The following is a 25,491-nucleotide window of genomic DNA, read 5'->3' as shown; positions in this document are numbered from 1 at the left end:
AAAAGCTTGACCCGGCGCGACCCAACTCAGACGGATTTCCATCTGTGCCGGCTGCAGTTGCAAATGTGAAATCCCAATTCCTCACCATGCGGACGTTCGGCAGGCCGGCAGGTGCCTAACTTTGGCAGCGACTAATCTTGCTTCAGAAAGTACTGGATGGCGGGGTCGTTTCGGCACCTGGCTAACGGCAGCTGCTGAACTGAATAGATGCGGGTAATGGCTTCTTGATCAGCATCGACGTTCATGCATGCGCACGCGTAGCCGTGGATTGCGAACGTGTACACGTATTCACCTGCAGTCAGGTCCGGAATTTTATCGACGCCTTCAGCCCGGCTTCCGTCGCCTCCGAAAAACATGATCTGCCAGCCTCCCTTGGCATCGTACAGCTCCCACTTTCCCGTGGCCGGATTAGAAAGCCAACCGCAACGCCGTTCAGCCTGTGCAGCCGAAGCTGTACCCAACGCGAGAATGATAACTGATGTCAGAAGTTTCACAGACACTCCGGAGTCGCAAACTGTTAGCCTTGAAGCGGAAGGACAGCATCACAGGTTTCGATTGTGGATAAAAGTGTCGCTTCCACAAGCGTCGATCTGACATTACCGCGATCCGCCCTTCGACAGCAATGCCAACTACAATATCCTGTTTCGATCAACCTGGACCAGGTGCTTGCAGACGACACGAATGGTCGCAAGGATCCAGTTGCCCGTTCCACCGACGACGGAGCTGGCCCAGGCTTTGTCGATGATCGGCGAGATCGAAATCGCTGGTCTTGGCTTAATTCTTGATCACATTGATGTTGACGGTGACGTCCTTGATGGTCCCCTCCCCGTAGGACACCTCACCTTATACATGTCACGTCCAGAATAGCCGCTCCTGGAATTATAGTATTCCGACACGCCGGGAGATTTTCTGGAATTACATTTATTGCGGATACCATCTCTGTAATTGGAAGAAATATTCTCTTTGACGAATTCAACCGAGCCATGCGCGGGGGCTTCTACCAATTTTATGTTGGCTATTGTTGCAGCCGTGCAGTCTTCATTCAAATTGTAGGACTGGCCCATCTTTGTCCGCTCTCCACTCAGGGCCCGATTGTGATCCGCAGAAATAGCGACATCGTCTTTGGTGGTGACGCATCCAGACAGACCTAAAATGATGGAAAGACAGAAATCGAAATAGAGTTTTCTTGCAAAAATCGCGAAGCCCGCATTTTGTTTTTCATCTCTTGGTTTTATTAATAGCGCCGTTCACCTTATCCAAACAGCAGCTCTTTGCAATCTTACGTGCCTGCGGGAGCCACCACCTTCATGGCCTTCTCACCGCGGAAGCAGCCTGCCAGCAAAGCCCGATGGTACAGCGCCCATGCTCGACTTTAGTCCGCTCTATTCGACCCCGCAGATTGCGGCCATCGAACAGTTCATCGATCGGCATTATCCGCTTGCAGGGCCGGTTTCCTGCCGGATGCTGCAACGCGGCTTGAATGATGTGTATCTTGCCCTCGGGAGCAACGGAGAAAGTTACGTGTTCCGGCTTTCTCATCGCCGCGCCCGTGGTCTGGCCGACGTCAAGACCGAAACGGCTTTCCTGGCGCATCTCACGCAATCAGGCGTACCGGTCGCAGCAGCCATCGCGACACGCGAGGGCAGCTTATTCGTCGAGGGACAGGCGCCGGAGGGCGTGCGCCAGGCCGTGCTCTTCCGGGCGATCGAGGGCCGCAAGCCGGATGCGGCGGATGCCGGCGATGCACGGGCCAACGGCAAGACCCTTGCTCTGCTGCACAACGCCGCCGAGACCTTCCAGCCGGACGGAGCGCTCTATCGGCTCGACCTCGAACACTTGCTGCATCGGCCCCTCGCCCGCATATGCGATAGCGGCGTCGTGGAAGACGCCGAAGTCCGCAGCGATCTTGAAGCCATCGCGGCGCGGACCGCACAGGCGATTGAAGCCTTCGCCAATTTGACGTCGACCTATTGCCATGGTGACTGTCACGGTTTCAACGCACGGATCAACGACGCCGGCGAAGCCGTCTTTTTCGACTTCGATGACGGCGGTCCGGGATACCTCGCCTACGACCTGTCGGTGTTTTTGTGGGCGCAAACATCCTTCGGCCGGAGTCGACAGCCATGTGGGACGCCTTCGTCGATGCCTATCGAGCCGTCCGGCCGATCAAGCCCGATGACTTCGAAGCCGCCCACCGCTTCGTGATCGTCCGCCACATCTGGCTGATGGGCGAATACGCCAGCCGGGCACAGGAATGGGGAAGCGAGGCTGTCGGTTGGATTGCCCGGGAAGCAAATTTCCTCAAGACGTGGGAGACCGGGCGATGTGTCGACCGGCTGCTCTGAATTCAGGTCTGCTCGGCAGCGGGAGGATCGGCGGTGCGTCGGCGCTGTCGGCGCAGTCGGCCATCGCTTCGACCTTCGCCCACCCTTGGGGCAGGGTAAAGGAACGCCCGAGAAGGTCGATATAGGGGAACTTGTCAGGGACATCAGCACTTAGGGGCCACCGGCCCCGTCGGCCCTAAGCGGACTTTTTTCGTTATCGAAGGATAAGGTTGTTTTGCGCCTTCTCCTCGCCGTTCTCGGGCAAAGTGGGTCGTCCCAAAATCGGCCATCTATTCCAGATACGGCGTCAGCACATCTTCGATCCACTTCATGAATGCGCGGACTCGGCGCGACAGATTGCTCCGATGTGCTACGATGAGGGATACGGGGAGCGCCCGGCGACGAAAATCGGGCATGATCTCCACAAGCGCTCCGCTCTTAAAGTATTGGCCAATCCCCCAGAGTGGCGCCTGAATCAAGCCAAGGCCGGCGAGGGCAGCGGCGTCGTAAGTCTGCGCACTGTTGACGTGCAGCGCACCTGGCAACGGAAGCGTCGCGTAGCTGTCGCCGTCCGGATATTCCCATCCGGAGTATCCCCTCGATATGAGGCCCGGAAGCCCGGGCCTCATCCTCTGATTTCAACTACGCCGGGTGCGCCGTTACATCTTGCTCATGCCCTTCTCGGCGTTTTCCATATGCGTCACACAAGTTTTGATCTTGTGCGCCTTCATGGCATCCTTCGCCATGGCCACCTGTTTGGTGGCGGCTGTTTTCTTCGTCTGATCGGCCATTGCATCCACCTTGGTCTGCAAGGCCGTTATGGAAGCGTCGTCACATTTCGCCATAGATGCGGCATAGGCGGGCATAGTGCCCGCAGCCGCAAATACGGCTGCGATCAAAATCGATCTCAGCATGTGCATTTCCTCCGAAAGGGCATAATCGCCCCACCCGCAAACGCTTTGGTGGGGAGTGGGTTCCGACCTGCGACAATTAGACCGTGCTGGAGTACTGCGCTGCGTGCGAACGATGGTTCGGGCGGCGACAAGTCTAATCTGCCGAGCAATCGAGTCTAGAAGTCAAATGGTCCCAGAAGGGGTGCCGTAAGAGCAGCCATCAGGCCTGCACCTGCGAGCGCAGCCAGTCCTGAAGCTTGTCCACGGCTTCGGACTTCCGATATCGCGGCTTCACCAGATAGACGTGGGACTGCGCTCTGAGGGCGCCGTCGAAGACTTGCCTCAGCCTGCCCGCCTCGATGTCGGTCGAGACGAAGGCGCGGGTTGCCACGGCGATGCCCTGTCCGGCGATGGCAGCTTCGATCGCGTGCGATGTCTGCGAGAAGCTGATGCCCCGAAACAGCGAGGGATCGCCGCCGCCGAGGAAACGATCGATATATTCGGGCCAGGAATTATGGGCATCGTGAAGCAGCGTGTAGTGTGAGAGTTCTTCGGCGTTCTGCGGCTCGGCTCCCTCGGCGACAAGGCTCGGATTGCAGATGGCAATGATCTCCTGCTCGAACAGCAGTTCGGCGGCAAGGCCTGGGCCGAAGGGAGGGCTGCCATAGCGGACGGCGAGATCGACGCCGTCGACCTGGAAGCTGGAAATGCGGTCTGTCGCCAGGATGTGGAGATCGAGATCGGGATGCCTCGAGGTAAAGTCCGGAAGACGCGGGATCAGCCATCTCGAGGCGAAGGTCGGTGTGGTGCTGACCACCAGTTTGACCGGTTGAGGCTTCAGGTTCGCCATCGCGTTTGCGAGCAATTCGAAGGCGCGCCTGACATCGGCGACGTAGCTTCGCCCCTCGCCCGTCAGCGCCAATGATTTCGGCAGGCGCTCGAACAATGTCACCCCGAGTTCCGCCTCAAGCCCGCGCACATGCTGGGCGACGGCTCCCTGGGTGACGCCGAGCTCTTCGGCCGCGAGCCGGAAGTTCAGATGGCGCGCTGCCACGTCGAAGGCCTTGAGGCCGTTAAGAGAGGGAAGATTGCCGATCAGCATGGACGTTCGATAGTTTTTCTACTGGGACATTTCAGGAAAACTGGTTCGTTCCCGCTTGGGACCCATGATATCCCAGGGATCAATGCCCGGCAACGGGTGCAAACCGAGTAGGGAGAGCGGCGATGGCAGTAGAAAAGGTAGCAATCATTACGGCCGGCGGCAGCGGCATGGGTGCGGAAGCCGCGAGGCGGCTGGCGGCCGATGGCTTCAAGATCGCCATCCTATCCTCGTCGGGCAAGGGCGAGGCGCTTGCGAAAGAACTGGGCGGCATCGGCGTCACCGGCTCGAACCAATCCAACGACGACCTCAAGCGCCTGGTGGACGCATGCATGGAAAAGTGGGGCCGGATCGACGCTCTCGTCAACAGCGCCGGTCACGGTCCGCGTGCGCCGATCACCGAGATCACCGACGAACAGTGGCATACCGGCCTCGACGTCTACCTGATGAACGTCATCCGCTCGGTTCGGCTGGTCACGCCGGTCATGCAGGCGCAGAAGTCGGGCGCAATCGTCAATATCTCCACCGCCTGGGTGTCCGAACCGTCCGCGATGTTCCCGACCTCGGCCGTCTTCCGCGCCGGGCTCGCCGCCTACACCAAGATTTACGCCGATACCTATGCTGGCGACGGCATTCGCATCAACAACGTGCTGCCGGGCTGGATCGACAGCCTGCCGCCGACGGAGGAGCGCCGCGACAGCGTGCCGATGAAGCGCTACGGCACCAGCGCCGAAGTGGCCGCAACGATTTCCTTCCTCATTTCCGAGGGAGCGGGCTATATCACCGGCCAGAGCCTCAGGATCGACGGCGGCCTTACCCGGTCCGTCTGACAGGATCTCTACGCCCAAGGAAAACAGCGATGTGCTTCAACTGGAACGTCAAGGCCGGTGAGATAAAGCACGCGGAGGCGACAGAGTGACCCTCGCCGAGGTCGATGCATCGGCCTGGGCCGAGCTCGAAGGGGCCGCCGCCGACCCGCAGTCGGCCTTCCGCTACCTGAACCTCTGTTCGGTCGACGCCGGCGGCCGGCCGCAAGCCCGCATGGTGGTGCTGAGGCGCGTCGATGCGGCGCGGCGCATCCTGGAAATCCATACGGATGTCAGAAGCCCTAAATGGCTGGAAATATCGGCCAATCCTCGGGTCACCATCCTCGGCTTCGGCCCGCAGCCGAAAGTGCAGCTTCGCCTTCAAGGATCGGCCGAACTCAACGGACCGTCGAGCGAACGCGCGGCCGAGGCCTGGAGCCTGCTGCCGCTGTCGACGCGCAGCACCTATATGGGCGGGCCGCCGGGCGACGACATCGGCGAGCGGCCAGCAAGCGAGGCGGCGGTCGCAGACGCCGATGGACAGGCCTTCTTCGGAGTGCTGATATTCCGGGCCGAGACGCTGGACTGGGTCCAGCTGCGCCACGCCGACAACCGACGCGCAGTCTTTGCCTACGATCATCTCGGCGCGCTGACCTCCTCCGGCTGGGTCAACCCCTGAACGCCGGACGACGTCGAAGCGCCATCGCTTCGTCCGCCACATCCGGCTGATGGGCGAATACGTGGGGCACAGGAATGGGGAAGCCAGACTGTCGGTTGGATTGCCAGGCTGGCGATTTTCCTCAAGACGTGGGAGACCGAGCAATGTGTCGACCACCTGTTTTAAAGCAACGCGCGGCTTAGCCGCTCAGCCTTCAAGCCGAACATGATGCTCCAGCCATGCGACAGCGAAGCTGCAGATCGCGGCCGCATCGACCAGCACCGATCCTGCGTCTCCGACTAGGCCCTGCGCACCCTGCCCGCTGGTGAGAAACGCGCCCACGATCCCGCCGAAATAATCGTCGTCAAGGCCCGGCACGACCGGGTCGCTTGTGTCGAATTCTTCCAGCATCCGCCACACCACGCCGGCCGATGTGGCAAAGGGCGCCTCGTAGCGGCGGAGGCGCTTGTTCGGAATTCGCGCCAGGTGTTCTGCATGGTGGAGCAGGGTCATGGTGTCGAGCGGAGCTCCGGCCATCAGAACCTTGCCGCCTGCCGCCACCAGCCTGCCGAGCGGCGATGTCTCTCCATAGCCGTAATCGAGCGGGTGGTCGGCGGTGAGCCAATCCGCGCGCGCGCCGATCGCCGCGACCGAGGCGCCCGGATTGCCGCTGCGTCTTGCCACCGATGTCGTTCGAATGAATTCGGCGAGCACGCCGTTATCGCGGGCAGCGCGGGAAACAGCCGGATCGAACGGCGCGATATGGGCGCGCCATTCCGGCGGGACGCGGCCATTTTCATCCAGCAACGCATCATAGTCACCGTTCCAGTCGGTATAGGCAACGATGGTGCCGGCGGGGCCCACGGCATCGCGAAGCGCTTCGATCAGTACATCAGGCCCGTTGAGCAGCCGCCCCACCCGCTTCATCGCGGCGTGGACCATGACCATGTCGCCGGCGCGAATGCCGAGACTGTCGAGATCCCTGGCCAGCGAGAGGCGAGTGTGAATGCGCGGAACGATCATCGGCAGATGATCATAGGGGTCGCATGCGAGAGTCAAGCGATCGCGACCCTGCCCTGATACTCACCTTCAGCCGACGACCGCGGTGCAACTGCGTTCGGCCTCGTTGCGGCAGGCGCTACGCACATCTTATTCTGGTGGTCCCGGGTCGCATATAGTCGCGGGGCGTGTGTCACGCTGATTTCACGCGATTTCGATGGTGGATTTTACTAGATTTCTTCACGGCTTCGCCGGCACGATTTGGTGGGACGCATGTCTTCTGGATCGCGTTTCGGAGAGCGCCGGCCGCCGAAATGGCAAAGAGTTTTCGTGCCGATCAAGTATTGTCCTCGAGGGTGGGCGGCGGTCGGTCATTTTCATTGGTCATGCTGCAGTGCAGGAGGCAGCTGAAGATGCAATTTCTGGTCCATTCAAAGACGATCGCCGAACTTGAATATGATAGCGAGACCTGCGTCTTGCGGGTGCTCTACAAAGACGGACGAGTGAGCTCTGTTCCCGATGTCGCTCCCACGCTGGTGATGAAGATCGTCGCGCGGGTTCCCGTCGAGAAATCTCCTTATCTGATGCAGACCGCGATCTGAGACCTCTGCGAAAAGTCACGACCGTCGGAAAGGACGGGTAGCGCCGTTCTGATCCGCAATGAGTCGCCGGCCTGTTTGGAGCGTCGCCACCGCCCGCTTCTGCGGGCATCATGCTTTAGTAAAGTGTCCTTCGGTAGGCTTGTTCCAGGTCTTCGTCCATCTTTCGCATTTCATCCGCGTCCCTCGGCGCCCCTGTCGTCTCATCCAGAATGATCTTCATGAGCGAGGGCATCTCGGTGCGGTCCTGGAAATGATCCGGGCTCCACAAGCGGGACCGTCTGAATGCCTTGGCGCAATGCATGAAAACTTCGCTTACCGTCACGATAATAGCGAGTTTCGGGAGACGATCGGCAACGCTCATGCCAGCCAGCAGTTGAGGATCATTGGTCAGACTTGCTCGCCCGTTGACGCGCAATGTGTCGTCGAAACCGGGGACGAGAAACAACAGCCCGACATTCGGGTTGGCGATGATGTTGCTTAAGGTATCAAGACGATTGTTGCCGGGTCGATCCGGGATCGCCAGGGTGTGCTTGTCAAGAACCTTGACGAACCCCGGAGGGTCGCCGCGAGGACTGACGTCGGCCCTTCCCTCCGAACTCTGCGTGCCGATGCAGAAGAACGGCGAGCGCCGAATGAATTCCTGCGCGTGCTCGCCAAGCGAATTCTGACACTTCACGATTGCCAGGGCGTGGGTCGGCTCGAACAGCGCCCGAAGCGACTGCTCATCGGCGATGGCACATTCTGGATTGAGTTGTAAGGCCGTCATGCTCCCCTCCCGAAGTCCCTCTCATCGCATGGCCGAACTGCAGGTCTGGAATTCAGGCCTCGCAACGCTCGTCTCCGCCCGCAAGCCATGAATATGATGTACGTACCTCAGAAGGTATACATCAGTTGAGATGCAGGATCAATGCGGGATTGAATCGCCGTATTGCAAGGCAAGCCGCGCTGATAGGGGCGGAACAGGCGGAGAATATGAGGTTCGGCCAGCGGCGTGACGTCCGACGTCTGGAACACTTCTTCCATCTTTTCGATCGACGACGACATCCCGATACCGGCGATCGCCCAGGGCCGACGCTTGGTGCTTCGTGAAGGTATCGTCCTTTCGGGTGAGAAGCGGAACCGCCGAACTCTCAGGCGATTTGAGAGCCGGTCGCTCGGCTGGTTTTCACCCCGAAAACCGCTGTCTCCTGTTAAGCCGGGCGGCCGCCACGGCTTGCAGGTCGACGGTGCTCTTGATCGATGTTGCGGATCCTCCAATTCAAAGAGGACGGCATCTCACCTGCTTCACCGATGCTTGCAGCGCCCGCGCCCGGCTTGCAAATCGATCATGGCTCGAGGCTATTTCTAAGAATTTCCGCCAATATTCTTTTTCCGTTCAACTCGCTGACAGACTTCGGGCCTGTCTTATTCCAGGTGTCACATACCGCCGTGCCCGCGTCCCTCCCACCCTTCCAGCTACTGCAGAACGTGTTGCCAGAAATGCGCCACATGCCATCAATTGAGATTACATCTCCGGAATCGAGTTTAACCTGACCATGTGCGGTGCCGTCCTTGAGTACAGAAAGCTCGCCACTATAACCCTCTTTTGGGCCGCCCAGCGCAATCACTTTGCCGTCTGAAAGCAGGGCCTGAAGCTCCTTTCCTATCATCGCGGTAGCAGCAATAGCTTGGGTTCCGAGAAACACCATAGATAGTCCAGTCAGTATAGTTCTGTGCATTTGCCGATTTCTCCCACCGCCGTCAAGCACAGTCTCCGTCCACCATATACGAACTACAAGTCATCTCTTATAATTAGCTATAGTTTGATAGTTTTCAGCAGATATCTTGGAAAGATTAGTCATAAATTATAGTTTTATTGAAAATTTATGATTTGTTGGGGGCCGGATTAGCTGCATCGCGCCTTAGGATGTCAGCGATGCATGGGAAAAGCTGCGACTTTTCCGAGGTCAAGTCCGCCTGATGGGGACCCCAATGAGCCGTTCATATTCGTGCTCTGGGACACCATAGGAGCCGCCGGCCAAGTCCTCCAGCTTGGGCCGGTCCAAAATCCGGATATTCCCCCGCGTCGCCTTGATCGCGTGCACGCCCTCGAGGATGTGGATTTCATTGGTGACGCCTGCACGTCGTACGCCGAGCATAAGCGAGAGGAACTCGTGGGTAAGAGGCAGATCTCTGTCGCGCAGCCGGTCGTGGCACATCAACAGCCATCGGGCCAGCCGCCCGGGCATGGTGTAACGGGCATTGGCAAGGGCGGAATGGGCAAGCTGCAACTCGCAGCAATGCACATATTTGAGCAGCAGGTCGTTGGCCGACGGAACTCGTTGCGCCATGGAAAGAAGTGCGGATACCGGCACCGAAATTCCGTGCCCCTCGACCTGCATGAAGGTCCTGTTTGGCGTTTGATCGACCTTCAGGAACACATGGGCTCCTGCCATGCCCTCATATCCGACATGCCCGACTTCGACGGACTCGTCATCGGAGTTGGTGGCAACAATTGATGCTAAGCCACTCTCAAGGAAGCAGGCGGTCTCACTTGGCACATCAGGCGCGACCAGTTCGAACTGCACCGGAAGCTCGCGCGGCTGCATCGTCGCCTGCAGCAGATCGAATGCTTCAGGCGCAAGTGCTCTGAGAAGAAGGTTTTGGATGTTTGACTGCGAAAAGTCGGCCATGGCCCAGCCTCCGGCGGGATTGAGCCCGATCTCCTGTCGACGTACGGCGAAGCGCCGGCAATGTTTCGCTTATGTGCCAGACCATCTTCACAGGCCAAGAGGCGCCGGTCTTCTGTGCGGTTTTGACATTGCTACAATGCGCCGGATTCTTGCGTAGCAAGGTAGACCTGGTCCACGATCTGGACGGCGGCCGTGAAGGAAAGAACCATGACCGTGACCCCCTGCTCATCGGTGACGTTCATCAGCCATGCCGAGACGTCGGCCTTCTTCAACAGAGCGCCCCTCAGCCGCTCGGCTATGGTCTCAACAGCTTCGCTGCGGGCGCTTTGGAGGTCCGGGTGCTCTGAGCCCACCGTATCCTGAATGGAGATGCCGTCATGAACGTTGAAAAAGTAGCGAGCCATATCTGTTGCTCCTGTACAGGCAAGAGCAACTAATATCTCCCAGCCATCCGCGCCTGGGTCGATGGCGGATGATGATCGATTGTCGCATGTAATCACGTTTTAAAGAAGGCCCGTAAGCCCGAAAGTGCTCGCGCGGCGAGGCGGAGCGTTCATCGGCCGCGCCGGAACTTTTTTTGCTTCCATGCGTTCAGCGGGCGGATCTGAAGGTCTTTCCCCCTAGCCTTCATCGAACCCCTTTCCATGTACGCTCACTAGCCCCGCGTCCAGCGCGGGGCTTTTTTTGACAGCCTGGCTGAACCGGGGGCGCGGGTATCCATTGCGCCTTGAATATCAGCGGTCGCGCAACTGGGTCCCTTTCTCCGCCCGCGCCGCGACGCAGCATTTTACCGATTCCACACGATGGCACAGCGCAGAAATTGCATTTTTTCGTTTTGGGTGGCCGGCCCCTCTTGAACCGCTAATAGCCTGAATTAAATGATTTATGCTGGTAGCCCAATTGGGACCGGCAAAGTCCAGGAGACGCCGGTAGCTCTTGGCGTCTCCTTGTATCCATGTTGCTTCAAAGGAGGATATGGCTATGAGGACAAACCTCGATTTCTCTCCCCTGTTCCGGTCGAGCATCGGCTTTGACCGCATGTTAGGTGCGCTTCAAGCCGGCATCGACACCATCGACAACTGGCCGCCCTACGACATCCTCAAGACGAGCGAGGATGAATACCGCATCGAAATGGCGGTGGCGGGATTCTCCCAGAATGAACTGACGATGACGCAGGAGCAGAACCTGCTCGTGGTTGCGGGCAAGAAGGCGGATAGCGATGACGACGTGCAATATCTTCATCGCAGCGTCGCTCAGCGAAGCTTCCAGCGCCGGTTCGAACTTGCCGACTATGTCAAGGTCGAAAGGGCTGAACTTGTCGACGGACTGTTGATCATCGATCTGAAGCGCGAGATCCCTGAAGAAATGAAGCCGCGCCAGATCGAAATCGGAACCGGCCAGGCCCTTCCGAAGTTCGAGCCCAAGCAGATCGAAGCTGAGACGCAAGCAGCGTAAGCCTCGAAAGGCGCATCGGCGCCGGGCACACCCGGCGCCGATGTGAATGCTTCGCTGCCAATCCAAGAGAAAGGAGAAAAGACATGAGTGTTCGTGATCTCATTCCCTGGAGCGGGAACAACGGCCATCAGGCTCCCAGCCTGTTGCGTGATGATGATCGTGATCCGTTCCTGTCCCTGCATCGCGAGGTGAACCGATTGTTCGACGAGGCATTCCGCGGATTCGGTTCCAACTTTCCGTCGTTGACTGGCCCCAGAGCCTTTGGTGGCGGATGGCCGAGCGTCGAGATCTCCGACAGCGAGAAGGAGATCAAGGTGACGGCCGAGGTGCCTGGCCTTGAGGAAAAGGACATAGAAGTCCTGCTCAATGACGGCGTGCTCACGCTGAAAGGCGAAAAGCAGTCCGAGACGGAGGACAAGGATCGCCACTTCTCCGAGCGCTACTACGGTCGCTTCGAGCGTCGCATTCCGCTCGGTGCCGAGGTCAAGGAAGACGCTATCGACGCCCGCTTCAAAAACGGTGTGTTGACAGTGACCTTGCCGAAGAGTGAGCAGGCGCAGTCGCAAGTCAAGCGGATCGCCATCAAGAGCTAACCAATTGACCCAACCGACGGCCGGCCTTGTGGCGGCCGTCGGCATCCTTCGCCGATAGGGAGGGATATGATGATGGACGTTAACAGAGAGACGCACAACAGAGAGACGAAGAAACCACATACGGCTGTTTCGGCTAGTCGGCCAGCAAACGACAACCAGCGGAAGCCTCTGTCATTCGGCCGCTCGGTATTTCCCGAGGATGCTGTCGCCCGAATCTTCAAGCCATCGCGCTCGGCGATGACGTCAGGCACCCGGCGAACGAAAGACTGGCGGCTCGTCTTCCAGCGCCGTAGCGCACCGTTCATCGAGCCTTTGATGGGCTATACGGGCAGTACCGATACGCTCACGCAGGTTGAGCTGGAATTTCCAACCCTTGAATCAGCAATCCGATATGCGGAGCGCCAGGGGCTGACCTACAGGGTGCAGCGTCAGGCGAGTAGCGCCGCGGCGTCGACAAAGCAGAGAACCCGCCAGCAAACGCGCCGGCCATCTCGTGCCTTCTCCGACGCTGCATTGCAACGGCTCGGTCCCGCCGCATGTCAGAAGATCTGCGGACAGGCACAAGGCCCCGCTTTGCAGACCCACGTCTATGAACCCGCAACATGGCCATCGCCTGCTGACGTTGTCCGAGATCGGACGCTGCAGGCACTGCTTGACCTCGAGCGCAACGTCGAGAGGCGAGATCTTCAGCCGACGATCAACCGAGATGCCGCGTGAGGTGGAGCCATGAACCCATCTATCGTCTTCGATTGCGAGAAGATCCTGCCCAACAGGTTCGCCCTGACTATGGCTGCGGCCGCACGAAGCCGCGCCCTTTATCGAGGGGCGGAGCCGAGGCTGGATCCTTCAGATGCCTGCGTCAGCGAACTCGCGCTGCAGGAGATTGCAAGGGGCTCGTTCACCAGCAGCGAGCTCGCACCCTTTCTGGGCGGACCGGCAGGGACAAAGCGACTTCACTCCGCCGATCCGGCCACTCGCCTTCGCGGCAACGGCGAACGATCGCCGCTGCAGCACCCGTCTCCACGCCACCGGAGGCGGTTCAATGATGATGCAAACAAGAAGGAGAAACGACAATGATGAAGTCTCAGTCTTCGAAGGACCGTGCAGCATTCGATATCATCAATATCGTTGCTGGGCTGGCTCTTTTCCTGTCACCCTGGCTCCTTGGTTTCGCAACCGAGCCATATGCACCGTGGAATGCCTGGATTGTCGGCGCTGCCATCACCGTGATCGCCGCCGCCGCGCTCTTCGCATTTTACGAGGCGGAAGAATGGATCAACCTGGTGCTCGGCGTCTGGTCTGTCGTGGCGCCATGGGTCCTGGGTTTCTCGGCCGTGGCCGCTGCAATGTGGGCACATCTGATTGCCGGCATCGTGGTCGCGGTTTTGGCCGCGGGCAGCATCTGGTTCACTCACAACCACCCGCTGTCGACCACTTGAGGCAAATGCGAGCGGGCCCGGAACTCCGGGCCCGCTTCTTAGTTTGCGTTGCGGCTGGGCGGCATTGACCTCCCGTCAAATCCAAGGAGCAAACCATGTTCGATATCCGCCAGGGATTTCACAGGATTGCCGCGTCAGTCGTGATCGCCTTTGCAGCAATCCTGCTTACGATAGCGCCGGTCACCTCGCAAACCCCGCAATCTGGCACCGCTTCGGCGTCACTTCCATCTCTGGCGCCGATGCTTGAACAAGTCACGCCGGCCGTCGTCAACATCGCGGTCGTCTCCCGCGCACCGTCGCGAGACAATCCTCTCTTCAGCGATCCCACCTTCCGCCGCTACTTCAATCTGCCGCAACAGCAACAACGACCGAGGATGAGTGCAGGATCCGGCGTCATCGTCGACGCCGCCAAAGGATATGTGCTTACCAATCATCACGTCGTCGACGAGGGCAGTGAGATTTCTGTGACGCTGAAGGATGGACGACAGCTTTCGGCCAAATTGATCGGCAGCGACAAGGACACGGACATCGCTCTGTTGCAGGTCAATGCTGCAAACCTTACCGCTATTCAGATCGGGGATTCTCATGCACTCAAAGTCGGTGACTACGTCGTAGCGATTGGCAATCCGTTCGGGCTTGGCCAGACTGTGACCTCAGGCATCGTCAGCGCATTGGGGCGAAGCGGTCTGAATATCGAAGGCTATGAGGACTTCATCCAGACAGATGCCTCGATCAACCCTGGAAACTCAGGTGGTGCCCTGGTGACGCTCGACGGCAAATTGGTCGGCATCAATACTGCAATTCTCAGCCCCGCCGGAGCCAGCGTCGGTATAGGCTTTGCCGTGCCAAGCAGCATGGCGGCGTCGGTCATGAACCAGTTGATCGCGCACGGCAAGGTGGAGCGCGGCGAGCTAGGCATCGGCATCCAGGATCTGACGCCGGAGTTGGCGGAGGCTCTCGGACTCGGTGACCTCCGCGGCGCACTGATCGCCAACGTCGAGTCGGGCTCGCCGGCTGAACGGGCCGGACTGAAGACCGGAGACGTGGTCACCGCAACTGACGGACGCCCGATCGGTGGTGCGACCGACCTCAGGAACCGCATCGGCCTCATGCCTGCCGGCAGCAAGCTAAGCCTCACGGTGAAGCGCGGCGACGAGGAGAAGGTGATCACGGCTACCATTGCGATGGACGATCGGTCATCCGCAACTCTCTCCGGCACGCCGCTCGAGGGCGCTACGATGAGGAATGCTTCTGGCGAAGAGGCGCAGCAAGCCGGAGGTTACGGCGTGGTGATCGAAAAGGTGGCTTCCGGCAGCGCGGCTGCCGGTGCCGGCCTTCAAGCAGGTGACATGATCGTCGCGCTCAATAGAGTTCCGGTCGCTTCCGTCACCGAGTTGCAGCGCAGGATCGCCGAAAAACCTAGCGTATTGGCGCTTGAACTGATCCGTGAGGGTGCGCGACTCCTTCTGGTAATCCGGTAGGAGTAGTCGGCCATGGAGATGAATAGGAAGACGCGGTTCAACATCTGGTACTGGATTATCGCTTTCCTGCTTCTTGCGGCATTTCAGTCCTTTTTCGCGACTACTCACCAGATTGCGCGGATTCCCTACAGCCAGTTCGAGACGGATCTCAAGGAGGGGAAGATCGCCGAGGTTGCCGTTTCCGACAATTTTATCCAAGGCCGGTATAAGGAGCCTCAGAATGAGCGCCCCTTTTTCGTCACGACACGCGTCGAGCCCAATCTGGCCGAGCAGCTCCGGCAATACGGAGTCATCGTGACAGGTCAGATCGAGAGCACATTCCTGCGCGATCTGCTGTCCTGGCTCATCCCGGTGGCGCTCTTTATCGGAGTCTGGATGTTCATGATCAGGCGCATGGGCGGTGGGCTCGGCGGAGGCCTGATGCAGATCGGCAAATCGAAGGCGAAGATCTATGTCCAGACCGACACCGGCGTGACGTTCAAGGACGTCGCCGGCGTCGACGAGGCCAAGGACGAACTGAAGGAGATCGTTGATTTCCTGAAGGACCCGGCGGGTTACGGCCGCCTTGGCGGGCGTATGCCAAAGGGTGTGCTTTTAGTGGGTCCACCTGGAACCGGTAAGACGCTTTTGGCGCGCGCCGTCGCGGGCGAAGCCGGTGTGCCCTTTTTCTCGATCTCCGGGTCGGAGTTCGTGGAAATGTTTGTCGGTATCGGCGCAGCACGGGTCCGGGACCTGTTTGAGCAGGCGCGCGCCAAAGCACCCGCCATCATCTTTATCGATGAGCTTGATGCCCTCGGCCGCGCTCGTGGGATTGGTTCCATGGCTGGCGGGCACGACGAGAAGGAGCAGACGCTGAACCAGCTTCTAGTGGAGCTGGATGGCTTTGATCCCTCCACTGGCCTCGTCTTGCTGGCCGCGACCAACAGACCAGAGATTCTTGATCCCGCTCTGCTGCGGGCCGGTCGTTTCGATCGGCAAGTGCTGGTGGATCGGCCGGACAAGTCGGGCCGACTCCAGATTCTCGGCGTCCACCTTCAGAAAGTGAAGCTCGCGGCGGATGTCTCACCGGAAAAGATCGCCGCGCTCACACCAGGGTTCACCGGCGCCGACCTCGCCAATCTCGTCAACGAGGCAGCCCTGCTCGCCACGCGCCGTCGGGCGGAGGCGGTAACGATGGCCGATTTCAATGACGCCGTCGAACGCATCGTCGCCGGTCTCGAAAAGCGCAATCGGCTGCTCAATCCAAGGGAGCGTGAAATCGTCGCCTATCATGAGATGGGACATGCGCTGGTCGCCATGGCGCTGCCCGGCGTCGATCCGGTGCACAAAGTATCCATCATTCCCAGAGGGGTCGGCGCCCTCGGCTATACCGTCCAGCGTCCACTCGAGGATCGCTTCCTGATGACGCGGGAGGAACTGGAGAACAAGATGGCTGTGCTGCTCGGTGGCCGCGCGGCGGAATGGATCGTCTTTGGCCATCTTTCGACCGGCGCTGCTGACGATCTCGTTAAAGTTGCCGACATTGCCCGCGCGATCGTCACACGCTACGGCATGACCGACAAACTGGGACACGTGGCTCTGGAGAAAGACCGGCGCTCGTTACTGGAGGCTGATCGGCTGTATTACGGTCCGCAGGAACGCGACTATTCCGATGAGACTGCAGCGAGGGTCGACCAGGAGATCCGCCGGATCGTCGACCATGTCTTCGATGGAACGGTGGAGCTCCTCGGACAGCGACGAGAGATACTGGATCGGTCCGCAAGGCTTCTCCTTGAGAAGGAAACTCTCGATGAGCGTGAATTGCAGGCGTTTGTAGAGACCGTTGAACAGCCGGCACGCGGGCGCACAGCATGAATGGCGCCCCGCTTGCCGCGGCAGGATCCGGCTTGCACAGTCGCAACCGCCTCGTCTTTAGACTAAAGCAATTCCGGGAAAAGTGTGAAGCGGTTTTCCGTCCGGAATTGCGTAAAAACAGTCGGATAGAGCGGTTCAGCGCTTCGCTGAACCGCTCTAGGTTGCGCATTGGGGCGACGAATGCTTCAGACCACCGCAGTGGCGAGCGTTCTTATCGGCCAAGGCTCATCGTCGGACGATGACGTGAGTTCCGGGCTGGACCAATTCGTAAAGTTCCTCGACGTCTTGGCGATACATCCGAAAGCAGCCGCTCGATGCGTTGGTGCCGATGGATGAAGGGTCGTTGGTGCCGTGAATGCGCAGCAGTCCATCGGCGAGATAGATGGCCCGCGTTCCGAGTGGATTGGAGGGGCCGGGCCTTACGACAGTCGGAAGCTTCGGGTTCTTCTGGCGCATGCTCGCCGTTGGCCTCCATTCAGGATGCTCCTTTTTGGATACGACCCGCGTGGAGCCGAACCATTGCTTGCCTTCACGACCCACGGCGATCGGATACGCGTACTGCTCGCCCCATGGGGTCGTGTAGTAGAGCGTATGCTGACTCGTCACTATTAAGATCGTGCCTCCCGGGCTTTGTCTTGGCAGCGGCCCGCGATCGGGCAGGTAGTCACGATGGCGAGGAACCGGTTCATAATCTGGGATCGGTGGGTAGAGGCTGTATGGATCGTCATAGACATCGCCACCATAATCGTCATACCCGTCATAAGATCCGTAAACCTGTGCTCTCGCCGCAAAGGCCGTCAGCAAGAGCGCTGCCACAAGAACCAGTACTCTCATTTCGTCGCTATCCGCTCGTTGTACAAGCGTGATTGGGCCCAATTCTGTGGCGGCACTAAGGCCGCGGTGTCCATGTCATGCGCGACCGTTTCTCAGCCCTGACTTCGTGTGAACACGTCGCGGAAGCTGCGGGGCGCTTCGGCCTGCGCAGCTCCACGGGGGCGGCGCAACCAATCACGGTCGCTTTCGACGGATACGGCAGGAGCGCAACGCGCCCCATCGGCCGCTCTGGCCGGCGCCCATCGCCTTCGGTCCTAAATACCCGAGACATTTCGATCGCTGAACCGCCGCAGGTGCAGGGGCACATCTTCTATGTCTGCAAGCTTGCCATGCTTTTTGAGAAAGCGGCTGAAATTCGCCGCCACGACCGACGCGGGAAGCTGGCGATTGGCTGCTTTCCGGCAGGCCTCCAACATTACCTCGTAGGTAATATCGCGTTTCTCCTGTGGCCATTCGTCGAGAAAGTCAAAGACATCGTCAAGCCCAGCGATCTCCTGCACGAAGTACTTTCGTTGCGCGTAGATCGGGTGTTCAAAAGTATCGAGTGCCATCGTTTACCTCCTTTCATGGCATTGAGCGCCCTTGATTTAGGCAACGAATATCGGCTGTTCAAGATCACGGTTTGGCCGAGATCGTCACCGTCGAATGTGTCATCGATACGGTGCGGGACCGGCGCTCACAGCATCATCGAGATCACGAAAAGCCGCCCACCGAGTAGTTCCACCTCGTTGGGTATATCCGCCGGCTCAGGAACCAATTCGTTCGGTGAGAGTAAGGGGCCGGGTGGTGCGGAGGTGAGTTGGACACAGCGACCCTTCGCTGCTTCTGTGCGGCCCACTCCTTCTGTCGCAAATTAGCTGGCCCCGTCGCGCGGGGCTTCTTTTTGGAGGTTGTTTTGAACGCATCGGCGAACATGTGAAGCGAGGGAACTTCTTAAATCAGCCTCAGCTTCTTCCTGGAATCCGAAAGGAAAACTTCAGACATGGCAACACCATCTCGAGGCCGCGCTCAGGACCGCGCACGCGTCGCCAGCGGCCAGGATCACGAAGTGAAGTACGAGGCAATGAAGGAAGGCGCGTCAAAGGACGCGGTAAAGAAGACCGTCAAGGCGGTCGGCAACAGCCGCAAGAAGGTCGAAGACAGACTCGATCATAAGTGATCAGCATGATCTTCTTCACCGGCGACACCCACTTCGGCGACTCTCGCGTCCTTCGCATCGATCGGCGACCCTTCCCTGATATGGTGTCCCACGATGTCGCCCTCATCAGGAACTGGAACCTGATCGTCGGGATCGACGACGAAGTTTGGCATTTGGGCGACTTCATGTCATCGCGGGCGGGCGATTGCGACACGCTCCTCGACAGCCTGCACGGCAGGAAACATCTCATTGTCGGCAACAATGATTCAGAGTCGACGACCGATGCATCGGGCTGGAGCAGCGTCCAGCATTACAAAGAGTTGACCTTGGACGGCTACCATCTGGTGCTGTGCCACTACGCGTTTAGAACCTGGAATAAGATGGGCAAGGGCTCGATCAATCTGCACGGACACTCCCACGGCAGGCTGAAGCCGGTCCCCCGTCAGTTCGATGTCGGCGTCGATGCGCGTGAACTCCAGCCGGTTCGGCTTGACTCTCTGCTTTGCTCGCGCCGCCAAAAGGCTGACGCACGGCGAGCTAAAGTGAACGCGACCCAGGGATCAGTCGTGAAAGAAGGCCGACGCTGAGGCTGGTCCATTTCGGCGCCGGCTACCAGAACGTACGATATCGCTCCGTTCGCATGCGCTCATTTAAATCGTCACAAAACTGCACTATCTTTTTGGTCACACAGATCTTTTGTCATCTCGAACCTGGAGAGACGTCGTCTCTCTGCGCTAGAGAATAGTGGAGCAAACGATGCTGCAATCCCTGATTTCTCTTTCCGACCAGGATGTCGAATGTGTCATCGATACGGTGCGGGATTGGTGCTCACAGCATCATTGCACCATCGATAGCCGTCGCGGCAGACTTGCGCTTACGACCGCCGTGGATCTGATTCAGACGACGGGATTTCGTGAAGCGCTGCCGCTCGAGCTCTCCAAGAGACTTGATGGACCGGTCGCCGAACCGCCCGATGCGCAGTGAAGCAGAGTTGCCGTGCGCGCCTGTCTCACGAGTTCCCGTCTCTGGTGCTGGGTGGCTGCTCCTCCAAGCTCTGCGCTGGCGCCGCTCGAGCAACTGTACGGTTTTGACCGAAACTTCTGAAGCAGATCAAGCGTTAGTGGCCATCTGTGAAGGAGGTGTGCCTTGCTGACGCTGTACTTTCATATCACGCACATGGATGGTTCGGTATTGGACACCGAGGGCCGGGAATTCCCCGACCTTTTTGTTGCAATTGAAGCAGCCAGGGAGAGGCTTCAAGAAATAGTCGCAACGGCTCTTTTGTCCAGAAAGCAAAGAATTCCGCTTGGCATCGCGATCTGCGGCAAGGAAGGCACGATCCTTCGCGAGGTTGCCGTCGATGCCGCCATCACCGAGATCGCGAGAAGCCACCAACCGAGTAGTTCCTCCTTCTTGGGTACATCCGCCGGCTCCGGAACCAATTCGTTCAGTGAGAGTAAGGGGCCGGGCCGTGCGGAGGCAAGTTTGACGCCGCGACCCTTCGCTGCTTCTGTGCGACCCACTCCTTCTGTCGAAAATTACTAGCCCCGCCTCTCGCGCGGGGCTTTCTTTTTGGCGTTGGATTAAACCCGTCATCGCGCATGCGAAGGTGCGAGGGGACTTGTTAAATCAGCCTCGGTTTCTTCCTGGCAACCGAAAGAAAAACTTCAGACATGGCAACACCATCTCGAGGCCGCGCTCAGGACCGCGCACGTCGCTGGCGGCTAAGAGCACGAAGTGAAGTATAAGGCGACGAAAGAAGGCGTGTCAAAAGACGCGATAAAGAAGACCGTCAAGGCGGTCGGCAACAGCCGCAAGAAGGTCGAAGACAAACTCGACCGTAAGTGAACAGCGCCGTTGGACGGTCACTGTGGCACGTCCATGCGGGACGCCCGCGGCTCGTACGTTTCCGTACCCCGTCAGCTGCATCGGACCAAAGTCTATTTTCGGTTGCCCGCAACGAAGTTAGGATGCGGTTTGACTGTTCTGCCTTTTTTGCCCATGCATTTAGACGGCGGTGCTCCCAACGTGAAGGGTTGAGATCTAAACACTCAGCGTCCAACCTATCCGCAGGAACACCGCGACAATCCCAGCGATCACCCATCATCAGAACGACTATAATCAGTGTTCGGCCGAATGAGAGATCTGGAATGTTTTCCTCTTCAGACAAGAATCTGAGGGACGTTCGTCATGTCACCCAGCCGCTGGTTTCAGTGGTCATTCCCGCCTTCAATGCTGCCCGCTTCGTTGAACGTACACTTCGATCTGCCGGGCGCCAGACCTACCGGAACCTGGAAATCATAGTCGTCAATGACGGCTCTACCGATGATACCGCAAAGGTGGTCGAGCAAGTGGCGCTGGAAGATTCGCGGATTCGCCTGCTGTCCACGGCAAATCGCGGCGTTGCCGCAGCAAGGAACACCGGCATCCAGGCATCATCAGGTCGATTTCTGGCATTCCTTGACGCAGACGATCTCTGGCACCAGACAAAAATCGAAAAGCAGGTGAATGCTCTCGAGCGCTTATCCCCACAGTGGGCCGCGGTCTATGTGCTGCATCATATCATCAATCACGACGATGAGATCATTCGCTCCTGCCGGCCCGTTGTCGCCAGAGGATTTATCTACGCCCGGCATCTGACTTTCAAATATGTCGGCAACGGAAGCGCGCTTCTTGTCCGCCGGGATGTCGCGCTCGAGATTGGCGGGTTTGACGGCTCCTATGCAGCAGCAGGAATTGGCGGCTGCGAAGACCTCGATTTCGAGCTCAAGCTGGCTGCGCGCTATCATGTCGAAGTCATCCCCGAACGCCTGGTTGGATACAGGCAGTATCCCGGCAACATGTCGTCCAATCACCTGCAAATGGGCCAAAGCGCTCTGGAAGTTGTCAGGCGTTCGCTGGCCGCAAATGCTCCGCTTCCAAAATACGCAATGAAAAGCGCAACCAACGCTACCCAGAAGTATGCATTTTGGGAATTTCAACAAGCCAGGGACACCTATCTGTCACTTGTGACCATTTGGTCGATATCACGACGCGAGCCATATTTCGTGGTTCGACTTGTACTCGATAAATGCCTGCGCCTGATACAACGCTGTCTTCGTCTCGTGACCACAACAGCAAACGGTCAAGCTCCACCGCGAATGAACAGGCCGAAATTCGACCCGCAAATTGCCCCTTCCCCCGTCGAACGACCGGACGAGACCGCGCAATTTCGACGACACCTGATGCGGCTGACGGAGGTGGATGCCAAGCTGAGCTCAATCCTTGAGCCTCTAGCGAACGGGTTCGCTCCGGTGGCTATAAATCACAAGTCCCTTCTCCGCAGCCGGACGCGAAAAGCGGACATTTGAGCCGGCATCCCAGCGGTGGTTTCGTGGAGGCCAGAGGGCGGCCGTTGCAAGCCGCCCGCAGCATACTTTCGATTATTTCGCCATTGCAGCTCTAGCCGCCTCGATTTGCGCCTTGACGGCGTCGAGGTTGAAGCTCGCGCCTTTCTGCATCGGCGGGAATTCGATGGCCGTTTCCGCCAGCTTGCCGACTTCCTGCTGGACAAACACGAAGCGCCAGAATTCGAACATGAACCATTCGTTGAAGTAGCCCTGTGCGCCGTCCAGCGTTCCGTTTGCCGGCGTGCCCAGCCGTTCGAAGGGATCGAGGCGCAGGTTCGTGATCGAGGGCGCGTCGACATGGTCCTTGGCTCCGAGCCAGCCATTCGGCTGCTCGATAAAGCGATACTTGTAGTCATCGATACGCACTGCGCCCAGCGTGCTTTCGCCAAAATAGAAGATCTCGTGGCGCTTCGACGGGCCTTTGCCAGTGAGCAGATCCAGCTGGTTGTAGCCGTCGAGATGGTTCTTATAGGTCCGGTCGCCGATCTGCTTTCCCTTCAACAGTTCGTCCGTGATGTTCGGATTTCCGGCAGCGGCCACGAAAGTCGGCAGCCAGTCTAGTCCGGAGATCAGGCCATTCTCCACAGTTCCGGCAGGAATCTGGCCTGGCCAGCGAATAAATGCCGGCACGCGGAAGCCGCCCTCGTAGATCGTACCCTTCTGCCCTCGAAAGGGTGTGTTGCCGCCATCCGGCCACGTGAATGTCTCCGTGCCGTTGTCGGTGGTGAACAGGACGATGGTGTTGTCGTCGACGCCTAGATCCTTGAGCTTCTGCATCACCAAGCCGACGTCGTCGTCAAGTTGAGCCATGCCGGCTTCCTGGAGCGACCAGCCATTCGCCGCAGTCCGCAGCGCCTCATATTTGGGCGAGAGATGAGTGATGACGTGCATGCGCGTCGGATTGAGCCACAGGAAGAAAGGCTTGTTCTCCGCCTTGGCCTTTTCCACAAACTTCAAGGCTTGGTCGCGGATCTCGTCGTCCACCGTTTCCATCCGTTTCGGATAGAGCGTGCCGGCGTCTTCGATTCTCTGCTTGCCGACCTTCCCCCAGCGCGCGTCTACGGTCGCGTCGTCTGTTGTCGTTGCCCAGCTATGGACCATGTTGCGCGGCCCGACCTTGTCCAGCAAGTCCTGCGGGTAGTTGGGATGCGCGGGATCTTCCATCGCGTCGAGGTGATAGAGATATCCGAAGAACTCGTCGAACCCGTGAACCGTCGGCAGGAATTCGTTGAGGTCGCCAAGATGGTTCTTGCCGAACTGGCCGGTGGCATAACCCATGTCCTTGAGGGCAGTCGCCAACGTCACCGCTTCCGCCGGTATGCCGGTCTTGGCGCCTGCCTGCCCGACGGTGGTCATGCCGGTACGGATCGGAAGCTCGCCTGTGATGAAGTTCGCCCGGCCCGCCGTGCAACTCGCCTCGGCGTAATAGTCGGAGAACAGCATGCCCTCGGCGGCGATCTTGTCGAGGTTCGGCGTACGGCCGGCCATCAAGCCGCGGTGATATGCACCGATGTTCCACATGCCGATGTCGTCGCCCATGACGACGACGATATTGGGCTTTTGCGCTTCTTGTGCCTGCGCCGGGACAAGCGCGCCCCAGAGAACGGCCGAAGCAGCCAATGCTCCGATGCCGTAGATGATCTTGCGATACATGTGACTCCTCCGTTGTGATTTCCGGCCGAACGATGACCCATCCGAACGCACGGCAGCAAAATTCAACGAGCGCCGCAGTCGCGTATTCACTCTGAATTCAATCGAAACAACTGGAGCAATTTCAGTTCCGGACGGTCGTCAAGTGGGACCGCACCGCCCGAGCGTGAGGTCCGTTGGTTTGCGAAAGGAGGCTCACGGCGCGCAACCTACCAAACGGCGTTCCGCCGCGATATTGTACCTTGGGGCAGCCGTGGCCGTTCTGGAATTTCTTGAAAGGAAACAGACATCTCTTTCAACGCTCGCTATTCGCGTGCCGATAGCAGGAGCGTTGGCGGTAGAGCAGGTCGGCTGAATTCGTGTGATTTGACACAAGAATAGACAAGTGATCGGGGCGAAGCCGTGACTGCGGACGCGTGCCCGGCGGGCCGCCACCAATTTTCCTAGTTTCGCCTCAATTGATGTTGGCCCATCGTTGCCATTCCAAATGGCCCCGATGCTCGACATCGATCACGAGATTTACCGTGAAGGTACCATCGGCCGAGCGCCTCCCTTTACCTCGCAAGGCGGGTTCTCCCGCTGGCACTGATCGATAAATCATCAGGGAGGTTTTGACTGGAACTCAGCGACATCGCTAAAACCTCCCTGATGTCCTTTCAACAAGGATCAGGAGAATCTAAGCCGGATCGGGCCGAAGGAAAGTCGGACTTAAGTCCGGCTGGCGACGTCAGGAGACGCTGCTCATATGTCATGCGAAGTAAGGTGAAGGTCCGTGGAGGGGCGGATAGGAGGAGAATATGAAGTTCGGCCCCGATCACACCAATCACGAAGAGCGCTGCTCGCAAGGCCACAGTTCGGCGTCGACCATCGCGACGATCGAAGCGGTGCTTTCCGCCGATCCGGATATCGACAGCAGTGCGATCGAGATCAGGATGCTCGGTCCTGTCGTCCTGCTCGAAGGCTATATAAGCAACGCCGCAGACCGCGAGAAAGCCATCTCGCTTGCTGCGATGATCGTCGGCGAAGAGAACGTCCAGGACCGGATGCTGAGCCGTTTTCCCCCGCAGTAGACAACCGAATCCTGCCGATAGGACGAAGGTCTGAGCAAACCCCGGCATGAAGTCCCACGTCAGGAACACTTCCTCCATCTTTCGGTTTGGCTGCGCAGCGGAACCAACCGCATCCAAGGAGGAAAACAGATGAATACCAAACTAGTAGGAATCGCCGCCGGCATCCTGTTGGCATCGACGTCAGCCTTTGCGCAGTCGTCGACGGTCACGGGCGCAGCAGGCGGCGCTGCAGCGGGTGCAGCCGTTGGTGGCCCGGTCGGTGCTGCTGTCGGCGGCATCGCCGGCGGCGTGGCAGGCAGCGCCATCGAACCGCCGCCGCAGAAGGTGGTGACCTATGTTCAGCAGGCTCCCGCCCCGACCAAGCGCGTCGTGGTCAAGGAGAAGGTCGTCGTCGGACAACCTCTGCCGGAGACCGTGGTCGTCACGCCAGTTCCCGATGACCCCAAATATGCATACGCGATCGTCAATGATGAGCGTGTGATCGTCGAACCTTCCTCCCGGAAGGTCATCCAGGTCATTCAGTGACCTTCGGGCG

Annotated in this window: 30 protein-coding genes and 3 pseudogenes; 20 read left to right on the top strand and 13 right to left on the bottom strand. The window is 58.9% G+C overall.

Going from position 1 to position 25,491, the window contains the following annotated elements; genetic code table 11:
- Positions 1–131: 131 nt before the first annotated feature.
- Positions 132–494: a DUF4087 domain-containing protein gene (locus N2A41_RS04420; protein WP_170278673.1), complete on the bottom strand. Its 363-nt coding sequence runs from the start codon at positions 492–494 to the stop codon at positions 132–134.
- 868 nt (positions 495–1,362) lie between these two features.
- Between N2A41_RS04420 and N2A41_RS04415 the strand changes: the two are divergent.
- Positions 1,363–2,345 (top strand): annotated as a pseudogene (locus tag N2A41_RS04415) (phosphotransferase enzyme family protein).
- A 269-nt stretch (positions 2,346–2,614) separates the two neighbouring features.
- On the opposite strand, the gene N2A41_RS04410 reads toward N2A41_RS04415, so the two are convergent.
- The 3 genes from N2A41_RS04410 to N2A41_RS04400 all read right to left on the bottom strand — a co-directional run bounded on the left by N2A41_RS04410 (position 2,615) and on the right by N2A41_RS04400 (position 4,319).
- Positions 2,615–2,953 (bottom strand): LysR substrate-binding domain-containing protein, encoded by a 339-nt coding sequence (locus N2A41_RS04410; protein WP_246731092.1) that lies wholly within the window; start codon positions 2,951–2,953, stop codon positions 2,615–2,617.
- 30 nt (positions 2,954–2,983) lie between these two features.
- Positions 2,984–3,238, bottom strand: a complete 255-nt coding sequence (locus tag N2A41_RS04405) for a hypothetical protein (protein ID WP_246709952.1) — start codon at positions 3,236–3,238, stop codon at positions 2,984–2,986.
- A 199-nt stretch (positions 3,239–3,437) separates the two neighbouring features.
- The gene (locus tag N2A41_RS04400; RefSeq protein WP_260110365.1) at positions 3,438–4,319 is read right to left on the bottom strand and encodes a LysR substrate-binding domain-containing protein; all 882 of its coding nucleotides are present in this window, start codon (positions 4,317–4,319) and stop codon (positions 3,438–3,440) included.
- 122 nt (positions 4,320–4,441) lie between these two features.
- Here N2A41_RS04400 and N2A41_RS04395 point away from each other — a divergent pair, with 122 nt between their 5' ends.
- The 3 genes and pseudogenes from N2A41_RS04395 to N2A41_RS33410 form a co-directional block, all read left to right on the top strand.
- The gene (locus N2A41_RS04395) at positions 4,442–5,146 is read left to right on the top strand and encodes an SDR family oxidoreductase (RefSeq protein ID WP_170278672.1); all 705 of its coding nucleotides are present in this window, start codon (positions 4,442–4,444) and stop codon (positions 5,144–5,146) included.
- An 85-nt stretch (positions 5,147–5,231) separates the two neighbouring features.
- Positions 5,232–5,801: a pyridoxamine 5'-phosphate oxidase family protein gene (locus tag N2A41_RS04390; RefSeq protein ID WP_170278671.1), complete on the top strand. Its 570-nt coding sequence runs from the start codon at positions 5,232–5,234 to the stop codon at positions 5,799–5,801.
- Positions 5,802–5,966 (top strand): annotated as a pseudogene (locus tag N2A41_RS33410) (kinase); the annotation flags it as partial.
- Between the two features lie 21 nt (positions 5,967–5,987).
- Here N2A41_RS33410 and aac(3) read toward each other — a convergent pair.
- Entirely contained in the window at positions 5,988–6,803 is an 816-nt protein-coding gene (gene aac(3) / locus N2A41_RS04385) for an aminoglycoside 3-N-acetyltransferase (RefSeq protein ID WP_026154049.1), read from the bottom strand.
- A gap of 389 nt (positions 6,804–7,192) precedes the next feature.
- On the opposite strand from aac(3), the gene N2A41_RS04380 reads away from it, so the two are divergent.
- A complete protein-coding gene (locus N2A41_RS04380) occupies positions 7,193–7,381 on the top strand; it encodes a hypothetical protein (protein WP_017959409.1) in 189 nt (62 codons plus the stop codon).
- 115 nt (positions 7,382–7,496) lie between these two features.
- On the opposite strand, the gene N2A41_RS04375 is transcribed toward N2A41_RS04380, so the two are convergent.
- The 5 genes from N2A41_RS04375 to N2A41_RS04355 form a co-directional block, all read right to left on the bottom strand.
- On the bottom strand, positions 7,497–8,147 hold the full coding sequence (locus tag N2A41_RS04375) for a pyridoxamine 5'-phosphate oxidase family protein (RefSeq protein WP_170278670.1): 651 nt from the start codon (positions 8,145–8,147) through the stop codon (positions 7,497–7,499).
- Between the two features lie 107 nt (positions 8,148–8,254).
- Positions 8,255–8,404 (bottom strand): hypothetical protein, encoded by a 150-nt coding sequence (locus N2A41_RS04370; protein ID WP_157386315.1) that lies wholly within the window; start codon positions 8,402–8,404, stop codon positions 8,255–8,257.
- Between the two features lie 302 nt (positions 8,405–8,706).
- Positions 8,707–9,099: a hypothetical protein gene (locus N2A41_RS04365; RefSeq protein WP_017963310.1), complete on the bottom strand. Its 393-nt coding sequence runs from the start codon at positions 9,097–9,099 to the stop codon at positions 8,707–8,709.
- Between the two features lie 228 nt (positions 9,100–9,327).
- A complete protein-coding gene (locus N2A41_RS04360) occupies positions 9,328–10,053 on the bottom strand; it encodes a Crp/Fnr family transcriptional regulator (protein WP_170278668.1) in 726 nt (241 codons plus the stop codon).
- Between the two features lie 131 nt (positions 10,054–10,184).
- Positions 10,185–10,457, bottom strand: coding sequence for a DUF6894 family protein (locus N2A41_RS04355; RefSeq protein WP_017963308.1), 273 nt, complete (start codon positions 10,455–10,457; stop codon positions 10,185–10,187).
- Between the two features lie 577 nt (positions 10,458–11,034).
- On the opposite strand from N2A41_RS04355, the gene N2A41_RS04350 reads away from it, so the two are divergent.
- From N2A41_RS04350 to ftsH, 7 genes are all read left to right on the top strand, one after another.
- Entirely contained in the window at positions 11,035–11,508 is a 474-nt protein-coding gene (locus N2A41_RS04350) for an Hsp20 family protein (RefSeq protein ID WP_170278667.1), read from the top strand.
- A gap of 83 nt (positions 11,509–11,591) precedes the next feature.
- Positions 11,592–12,101, top strand: a complete 510-nt coding sequence (locus tag N2A41_RS04345) for an Hsp20/alpha crystallin family protein (RefSeq protein ID WP_170278666.1) — start codon at positions 11,592–11,594, stop codon at positions 12,099–12,101.
- Between the two features lie 69 nt (positions 12,102–12,170).
- Complete coding sequence (locus tag N2A41_RS04340) at positions 12,171–12,818, top strand: ETC complex I subunit (RefSeq protein WP_260111107.1); 648 nt, start codon at positions 12,171–12,173, stop codon at positions 12,816–12,818.
- Positions 12,819–12,827: 9 nt separating this feature from the next.
- Positions 12,828–13,178 (top strand): DNA-directed RNA polymerase subunit omega, encoded by a 351-nt coding sequence (locus N2A41_RS04335; RefSeq protein ID WP_222387789.1) that lies wholly within the window; start codon positions 12,828–12,830, stop codon positions 13,176–13,178.
- Entirely contained in the window at positions 13,175–13,540 is a 366-nt protein-coding gene (locus N2A41_RS04330) for an SPW repeat protein (RefSeq protein ID WP_260110364.1), read from the top strand. Before N2A41_RS04335 ends, N2A41_RS04330 begins: the two co-directional genes overlap by 4 nt.
- Positions 13,541–13,635: 95 nt before the next feature.
- A complete protein-coding gene (locus tag N2A41_RS04325) occupies positions 13,636–15,021 on the top strand; it encodes a Do family serine endopeptidase (protein ID WP_170281624.1) in 1,386 nt (461 codons plus the stop codon).
- A gap of 12 nt (positions 15,022–15,033) precedes the next feature.
- Complete coding sequence (gene ftsH / locus N2A41_RS04320; protein ID WP_170261917.1) at positions 15,034–16,875, top strand: ATP-dependent zinc metalloprotease FtsH; 1,842 nt, start codon at positions 15,034–15,036, stop codon at positions 16,873–16,875.
- A gap of 225 nt (positions 16,876–17,100) precedes the next feature.
- Here ftsH and N2A41_RS04315 read toward each other — a convergent pair whose 3' ends face one another.
- Both N2A41_RS04315 and N2A41_RS04310 read right to left on the bottom strand, forming a co-directional pair.
- On the bottom strand, positions 17,101–17,709 hold the full coding sequence (locus tag N2A41_RS04315) for a L,D-transpeptidase (protein WP_260110363.1): 609 nt from the start codon (positions 17,707–17,709) through the stop codon (positions 17,101–17,103).
- Positions 17,710–17,963: 254 nt separating this feature from the next.
- A complete protein-coding gene (locus N2A41_RS04310) occupies positions 17,964–18,260 on the bottom strand; it encodes a DUF982 domain-containing protein (RefSeq protein ID WP_017963299.1) in 297 nt (98 codons plus the stop codon).
- 431 nt (positions 18,261–18,691) lie between these two features.
- On the opposite strand from N2A41_RS04310, the gene N2A41_RS04305 reads away from it, so the two are divergent.
- From N2A41_RS04305 to N2A41_RS04280, 6 genes and pseudogenes are all read left to right on the top strand, one after another.
- Positions 18,692–18,868 (top strand): DUF3606 domain-containing protein, encoded by a 177-nt coding sequence (locus tag N2A41_RS04305; RefSeq protein ID WP_162118182.1) that lies wholly within the window; start codon positions 18,692–18,694, stop codon positions 18,866–18,868.
- A 5-nt stretch (positions 18,869–18,873) separates the two neighbouring features.
- The gene (locus N2A41_RS04300; protein WP_260110362.1) at positions 18,874–19,434 is read left to right on the top strand and encodes a hydrolase; all 561 of its coding nucleotides are present in this window, start codon (positions 18,874–18,876) and stop codon (positions 19,432–19,434) included.
- A gap of 169 nt (positions 19,435–19,603) precedes the next feature.
- Positions 19,604–19,831 carry a hypothetical protein gene (locus N2A41_RS04295; RefSeq protein ID WP_260110361.1) on the top strand — a complete coding sequence of 76 codons (228 nt, stop codon included), beginning with the start codon at positions 19,604–19,606 and terminating at the stop codon, positions 19,829–19,831.
- A gap of 162 nt (positions 19,832–19,993) precedes the next feature.
- Entirely contained in the window at positions 19,994–20,392 is a 399-nt protein-coding gene (locus tag N2A41_RS04290) for a DUF6894 family protein (protein WP_170278663.1), read from the top strand.
- A gap of 128 nt (positions 20,393–20,520) precedes the next feature.
- A pseudogene (locus tag N2A41_RS04285) lies at positions 20,521–20,695 on the top strand (DUF3606 domain-containing protein).
- A gap of 302 nt (positions 20,696–20,997) precedes the next feature.
- A complete protein-coding gene (locus N2A41_RS04280; protein ID WP_260110360.1) occupies positions 20,998–22,197 on the top strand; it encodes a glycosyltransferase family 2 protein in 1,200 nt (399 codons plus the stop codon).
- Positions 22,198–22,269: 72 nt separating this feature from the next.
- Here N2A41_RS04280 and N2A41_RS04275 read toward each other — a convergent pair whose 3' ends face one another.
- Positions 22,270–23,889: an arylsulfatase gene (locus N2A41_RS04275; protein ID WP_260110359.1), complete on the bottom strand. Its 1,620-nt coding sequence runs from the start codon at positions 23,887–23,889 to the stop codon at positions 22,270–22,272.
- A 794-nt stretch (positions 23,890–24,683) separates the two neighbouring features.
- On the opposite strand from N2A41_RS04275, the gene N2A41_RS04270 reads away from it, so the two are divergent.
- Entirely contained in the window at positions 24,684–24,956 is a 273-nt protein-coding gene (locus N2A41_RS04270) for a BON domain-containing protein (protein WP_170278662.1), read from the top strand.
- A gap of 129 nt (positions 24,957–25,085) precedes the next feature.
- The gene (locus N2A41_RS04265; protein ID WP_017963291.1) at positions 25,086–25,481 is read left to right on the top strand and encodes a DUF1236 domain-containing protein; all 396 of its coding nucleotides are present in this window, start codon (positions 25,086–25,088) and stop codon (positions 25,479–25,481) included.
- Positions 25,482–25,491: the final 10 nt, after the last annotated feature.

The sequence above is a fragment of the Rhizobium sp. SRDI969 genome, from assembly GCF_025152725.1.
Taxonomy (GTDB): Bacteria; Pseudomonadota; Alphaproteobacteria; order Rhizobiales; family Rhizobiaceae; genus Rhizobium; species Rhizobium leguminosarum_I.
Note: the sequence above shows the minus strand (reverse complement) of the source record. Positions and strands in the feature narration are given on the sequence as shown.

What these genes read in the sequence shown, in the direction of transcription:
- N2A41_RS04300 (WP_260110362.1), top strand. Translation starts at nt 18,874, where the DNA reads ATGATCTTCTTCACCGGCGACACCCACTTCGGCGACTCTCGCGTCCTT.
- N2A41_RS04305 (WP_162118182.1), top strand. Translation starts at nt 18,692, where the DNA reads ATGGCAACACCATCTCGAGGCCGCGCTCAGGACCGCGCACGCGTCGCC.
- N2A41_RS04355 (WP_017963308.1), bottom strand. Translation starts at nt 10,457, where the DNA reads ATGGCTCGCTACTTTTTCAACGTTCATGACGGCATCTCCATTCAGGAT.
- N2A41_RS04410 (WP_246731092.1), bottom strand. Translation starts at nt 2,953, where the DNA reads ATGAGGCCCGGGCTTCCGGGCCTCATATCGAGGGGATACTCCGGATGG.
- N2A41_RS04310 (WP_017963299.1), bottom strand. Translation starts at nt 18,260, where the DNA reads ATGGCACTCGATACTTTTGAACACCCGATCTACGCGCAACGAAAGTAC.
- N2A41_RS04380 (WP_017959409.1), top strand. Translation starts at nt 7,193, where the DNA reads ATGCAATTTCTGGTCCATTCAAAGACGATCGCCGAACTTGAATATGAT.
- N2A41_RS04325 (WP_170281624.1), top strand. Translation starts at nt 13,636, where the DNA reads ATGTTCGATATCCGCCAGGGATTTCACAGGATTGCCGCGTCAGTCGTG.
- N2A41_RS04280 (WP_260110360.1), top strand. Translation starts at nt 20,998, where the DNA reads ATGTTTTCCTCTTCAGACAAGAATCTGAGGGACGTTCGTCATGTCACC.
- ftsH (WP_170261917.1), top strand. Translation starts at nt 15,034, where the DNA reads ATGGAGATGAATAGGAAGACGCGGTTCAACATCTGGTACTGGATTATC.
- N2A41_RS04265 (WP_017963291.1), top strand. Translation starts at nt 25,086, where the DNA reads ATGAATACCAAACTAGTAGGAATCGCCGCCGGCATCCTGTTGGCATCG.
- N2A41_RS04360 (WP_170278668.1), bottom strand. Translation starts at nt 10,053, where the DNA reads ATGGCCGACTTTTCGCAGTCAAACATCCAAAACCTTCTTCTCAGAGCA.
- N2A41_RS04335 (WP_222387789.1), top strand. Translation starts at nt 12,828, where the DNA reads ATGAACCCATCTATCGTCTTCGATTGCGAGAAGATCCTGCCCAACAGG.
- N2A41_RS04275 (WP_260110359.1), bottom strand. Translation starts at nt 23,889, where the DNA reads ATGTATCGCAAGATCATCTACGGCATCGGAGCATTGGCTGCTTCGGCC.
- N2A41_RS04340 (WP_260111107.1), top strand. Translation starts at nt 12,171, where the DNA reads ATGATGGACGTTAACAGAGAGACGCACAACAGAGAGACGAAGAAACCA.
- N2A41_RS04345 (WP_170278666.1), top strand. Translation starts at nt 11,592, where the DNA reads ATGAGTGTTCGTGATCTCATTCCCTGGAGCGGGAACAACGGCCATCAG.
- N2A41_RS04350 (WP_170278667.1), top strand. Translation starts at nt 11,035, where the DNA reads ATGAGGACAAACCTCGATTTCTCTCCCCTGTTCCGGTCGAGCATCGGC.
- N2A41_RS04375 (WP_170278670.1), bottom strand. Translation starts at nt 8,147, where the DNA reads ATGACGGCCTTACAACTCAATCCAGAATGTGCCATCGCCGATGAGCAG.
- N2A41_RS04330 (WP_260110364.1), top strand. Translation starts at nt 13,175, where the DNA reads ATGATGAAGTCTCAGTCTTCGAAGGACCGTGCAGCATTCGATATCATC.
- N2A41_RS04405 (WP_246709952.1), bottom strand. Translation starts at nt 3,238, where the DNA reads ATGCTGAGATCGATTTTGATCGCAGCCGTATTTGCGGCTGCGGGCACT.
- N2A41_RS04370 (WP_157386315.1), bottom strand. Translation starts at nt 8,404, where the DNA reads ATGGAAGAAGTGTTCCAGACGTCGGACGTCACGCCGCTGGCCGAACCT.
- N2A41_RS04315 (WP_260110363.1), bottom strand. Translation starts at nt 17,709, where the DNA reads ATGAGAGTACTGGTTCTTGTGGCAGCGCTCTTGCTGACGGCCTTTGCG.
- N2A41_RS04400 (WP_260110365.1), bottom strand. Translation starts at nt 4,319, where the DNA reads ATGCTGATCGGCAATCTTCCCTCTCTTAACGGCCTCAAGGCCTTCGAC.
- N2A41_RS04365 (WP_017963310.1), bottom strand. Translation starts at nt 9,099, where the DNA reads ATGCACAGAACTATACTGACTGGACTATCTATGGTGTTTCTCGGAACC.
- N2A41_RS04295 (WP_260110361.1), top strand. Translation starts at nt 19,604, where the DNA reads ATGCTGCAATCCCTGATTTCTCTTTCCGACCAGGATGTCGAATGTGTC.
- N2A41_RS04395 (WP_170278672.1), top strand. Translation starts at nt 4,442, where the DNA reads ATGGCAGTAGAAAAGGTAGCAATCATTACGGCCGGCGGCAGCGGCATG.
- N2A41_RS04270 (WP_170278662.1), top strand. Translation starts at nt 24,684, where the DNA reads ATGAAGTTCGGCCCCGATCACACCAATCACGAAGAGCGCTGCTCGCAA.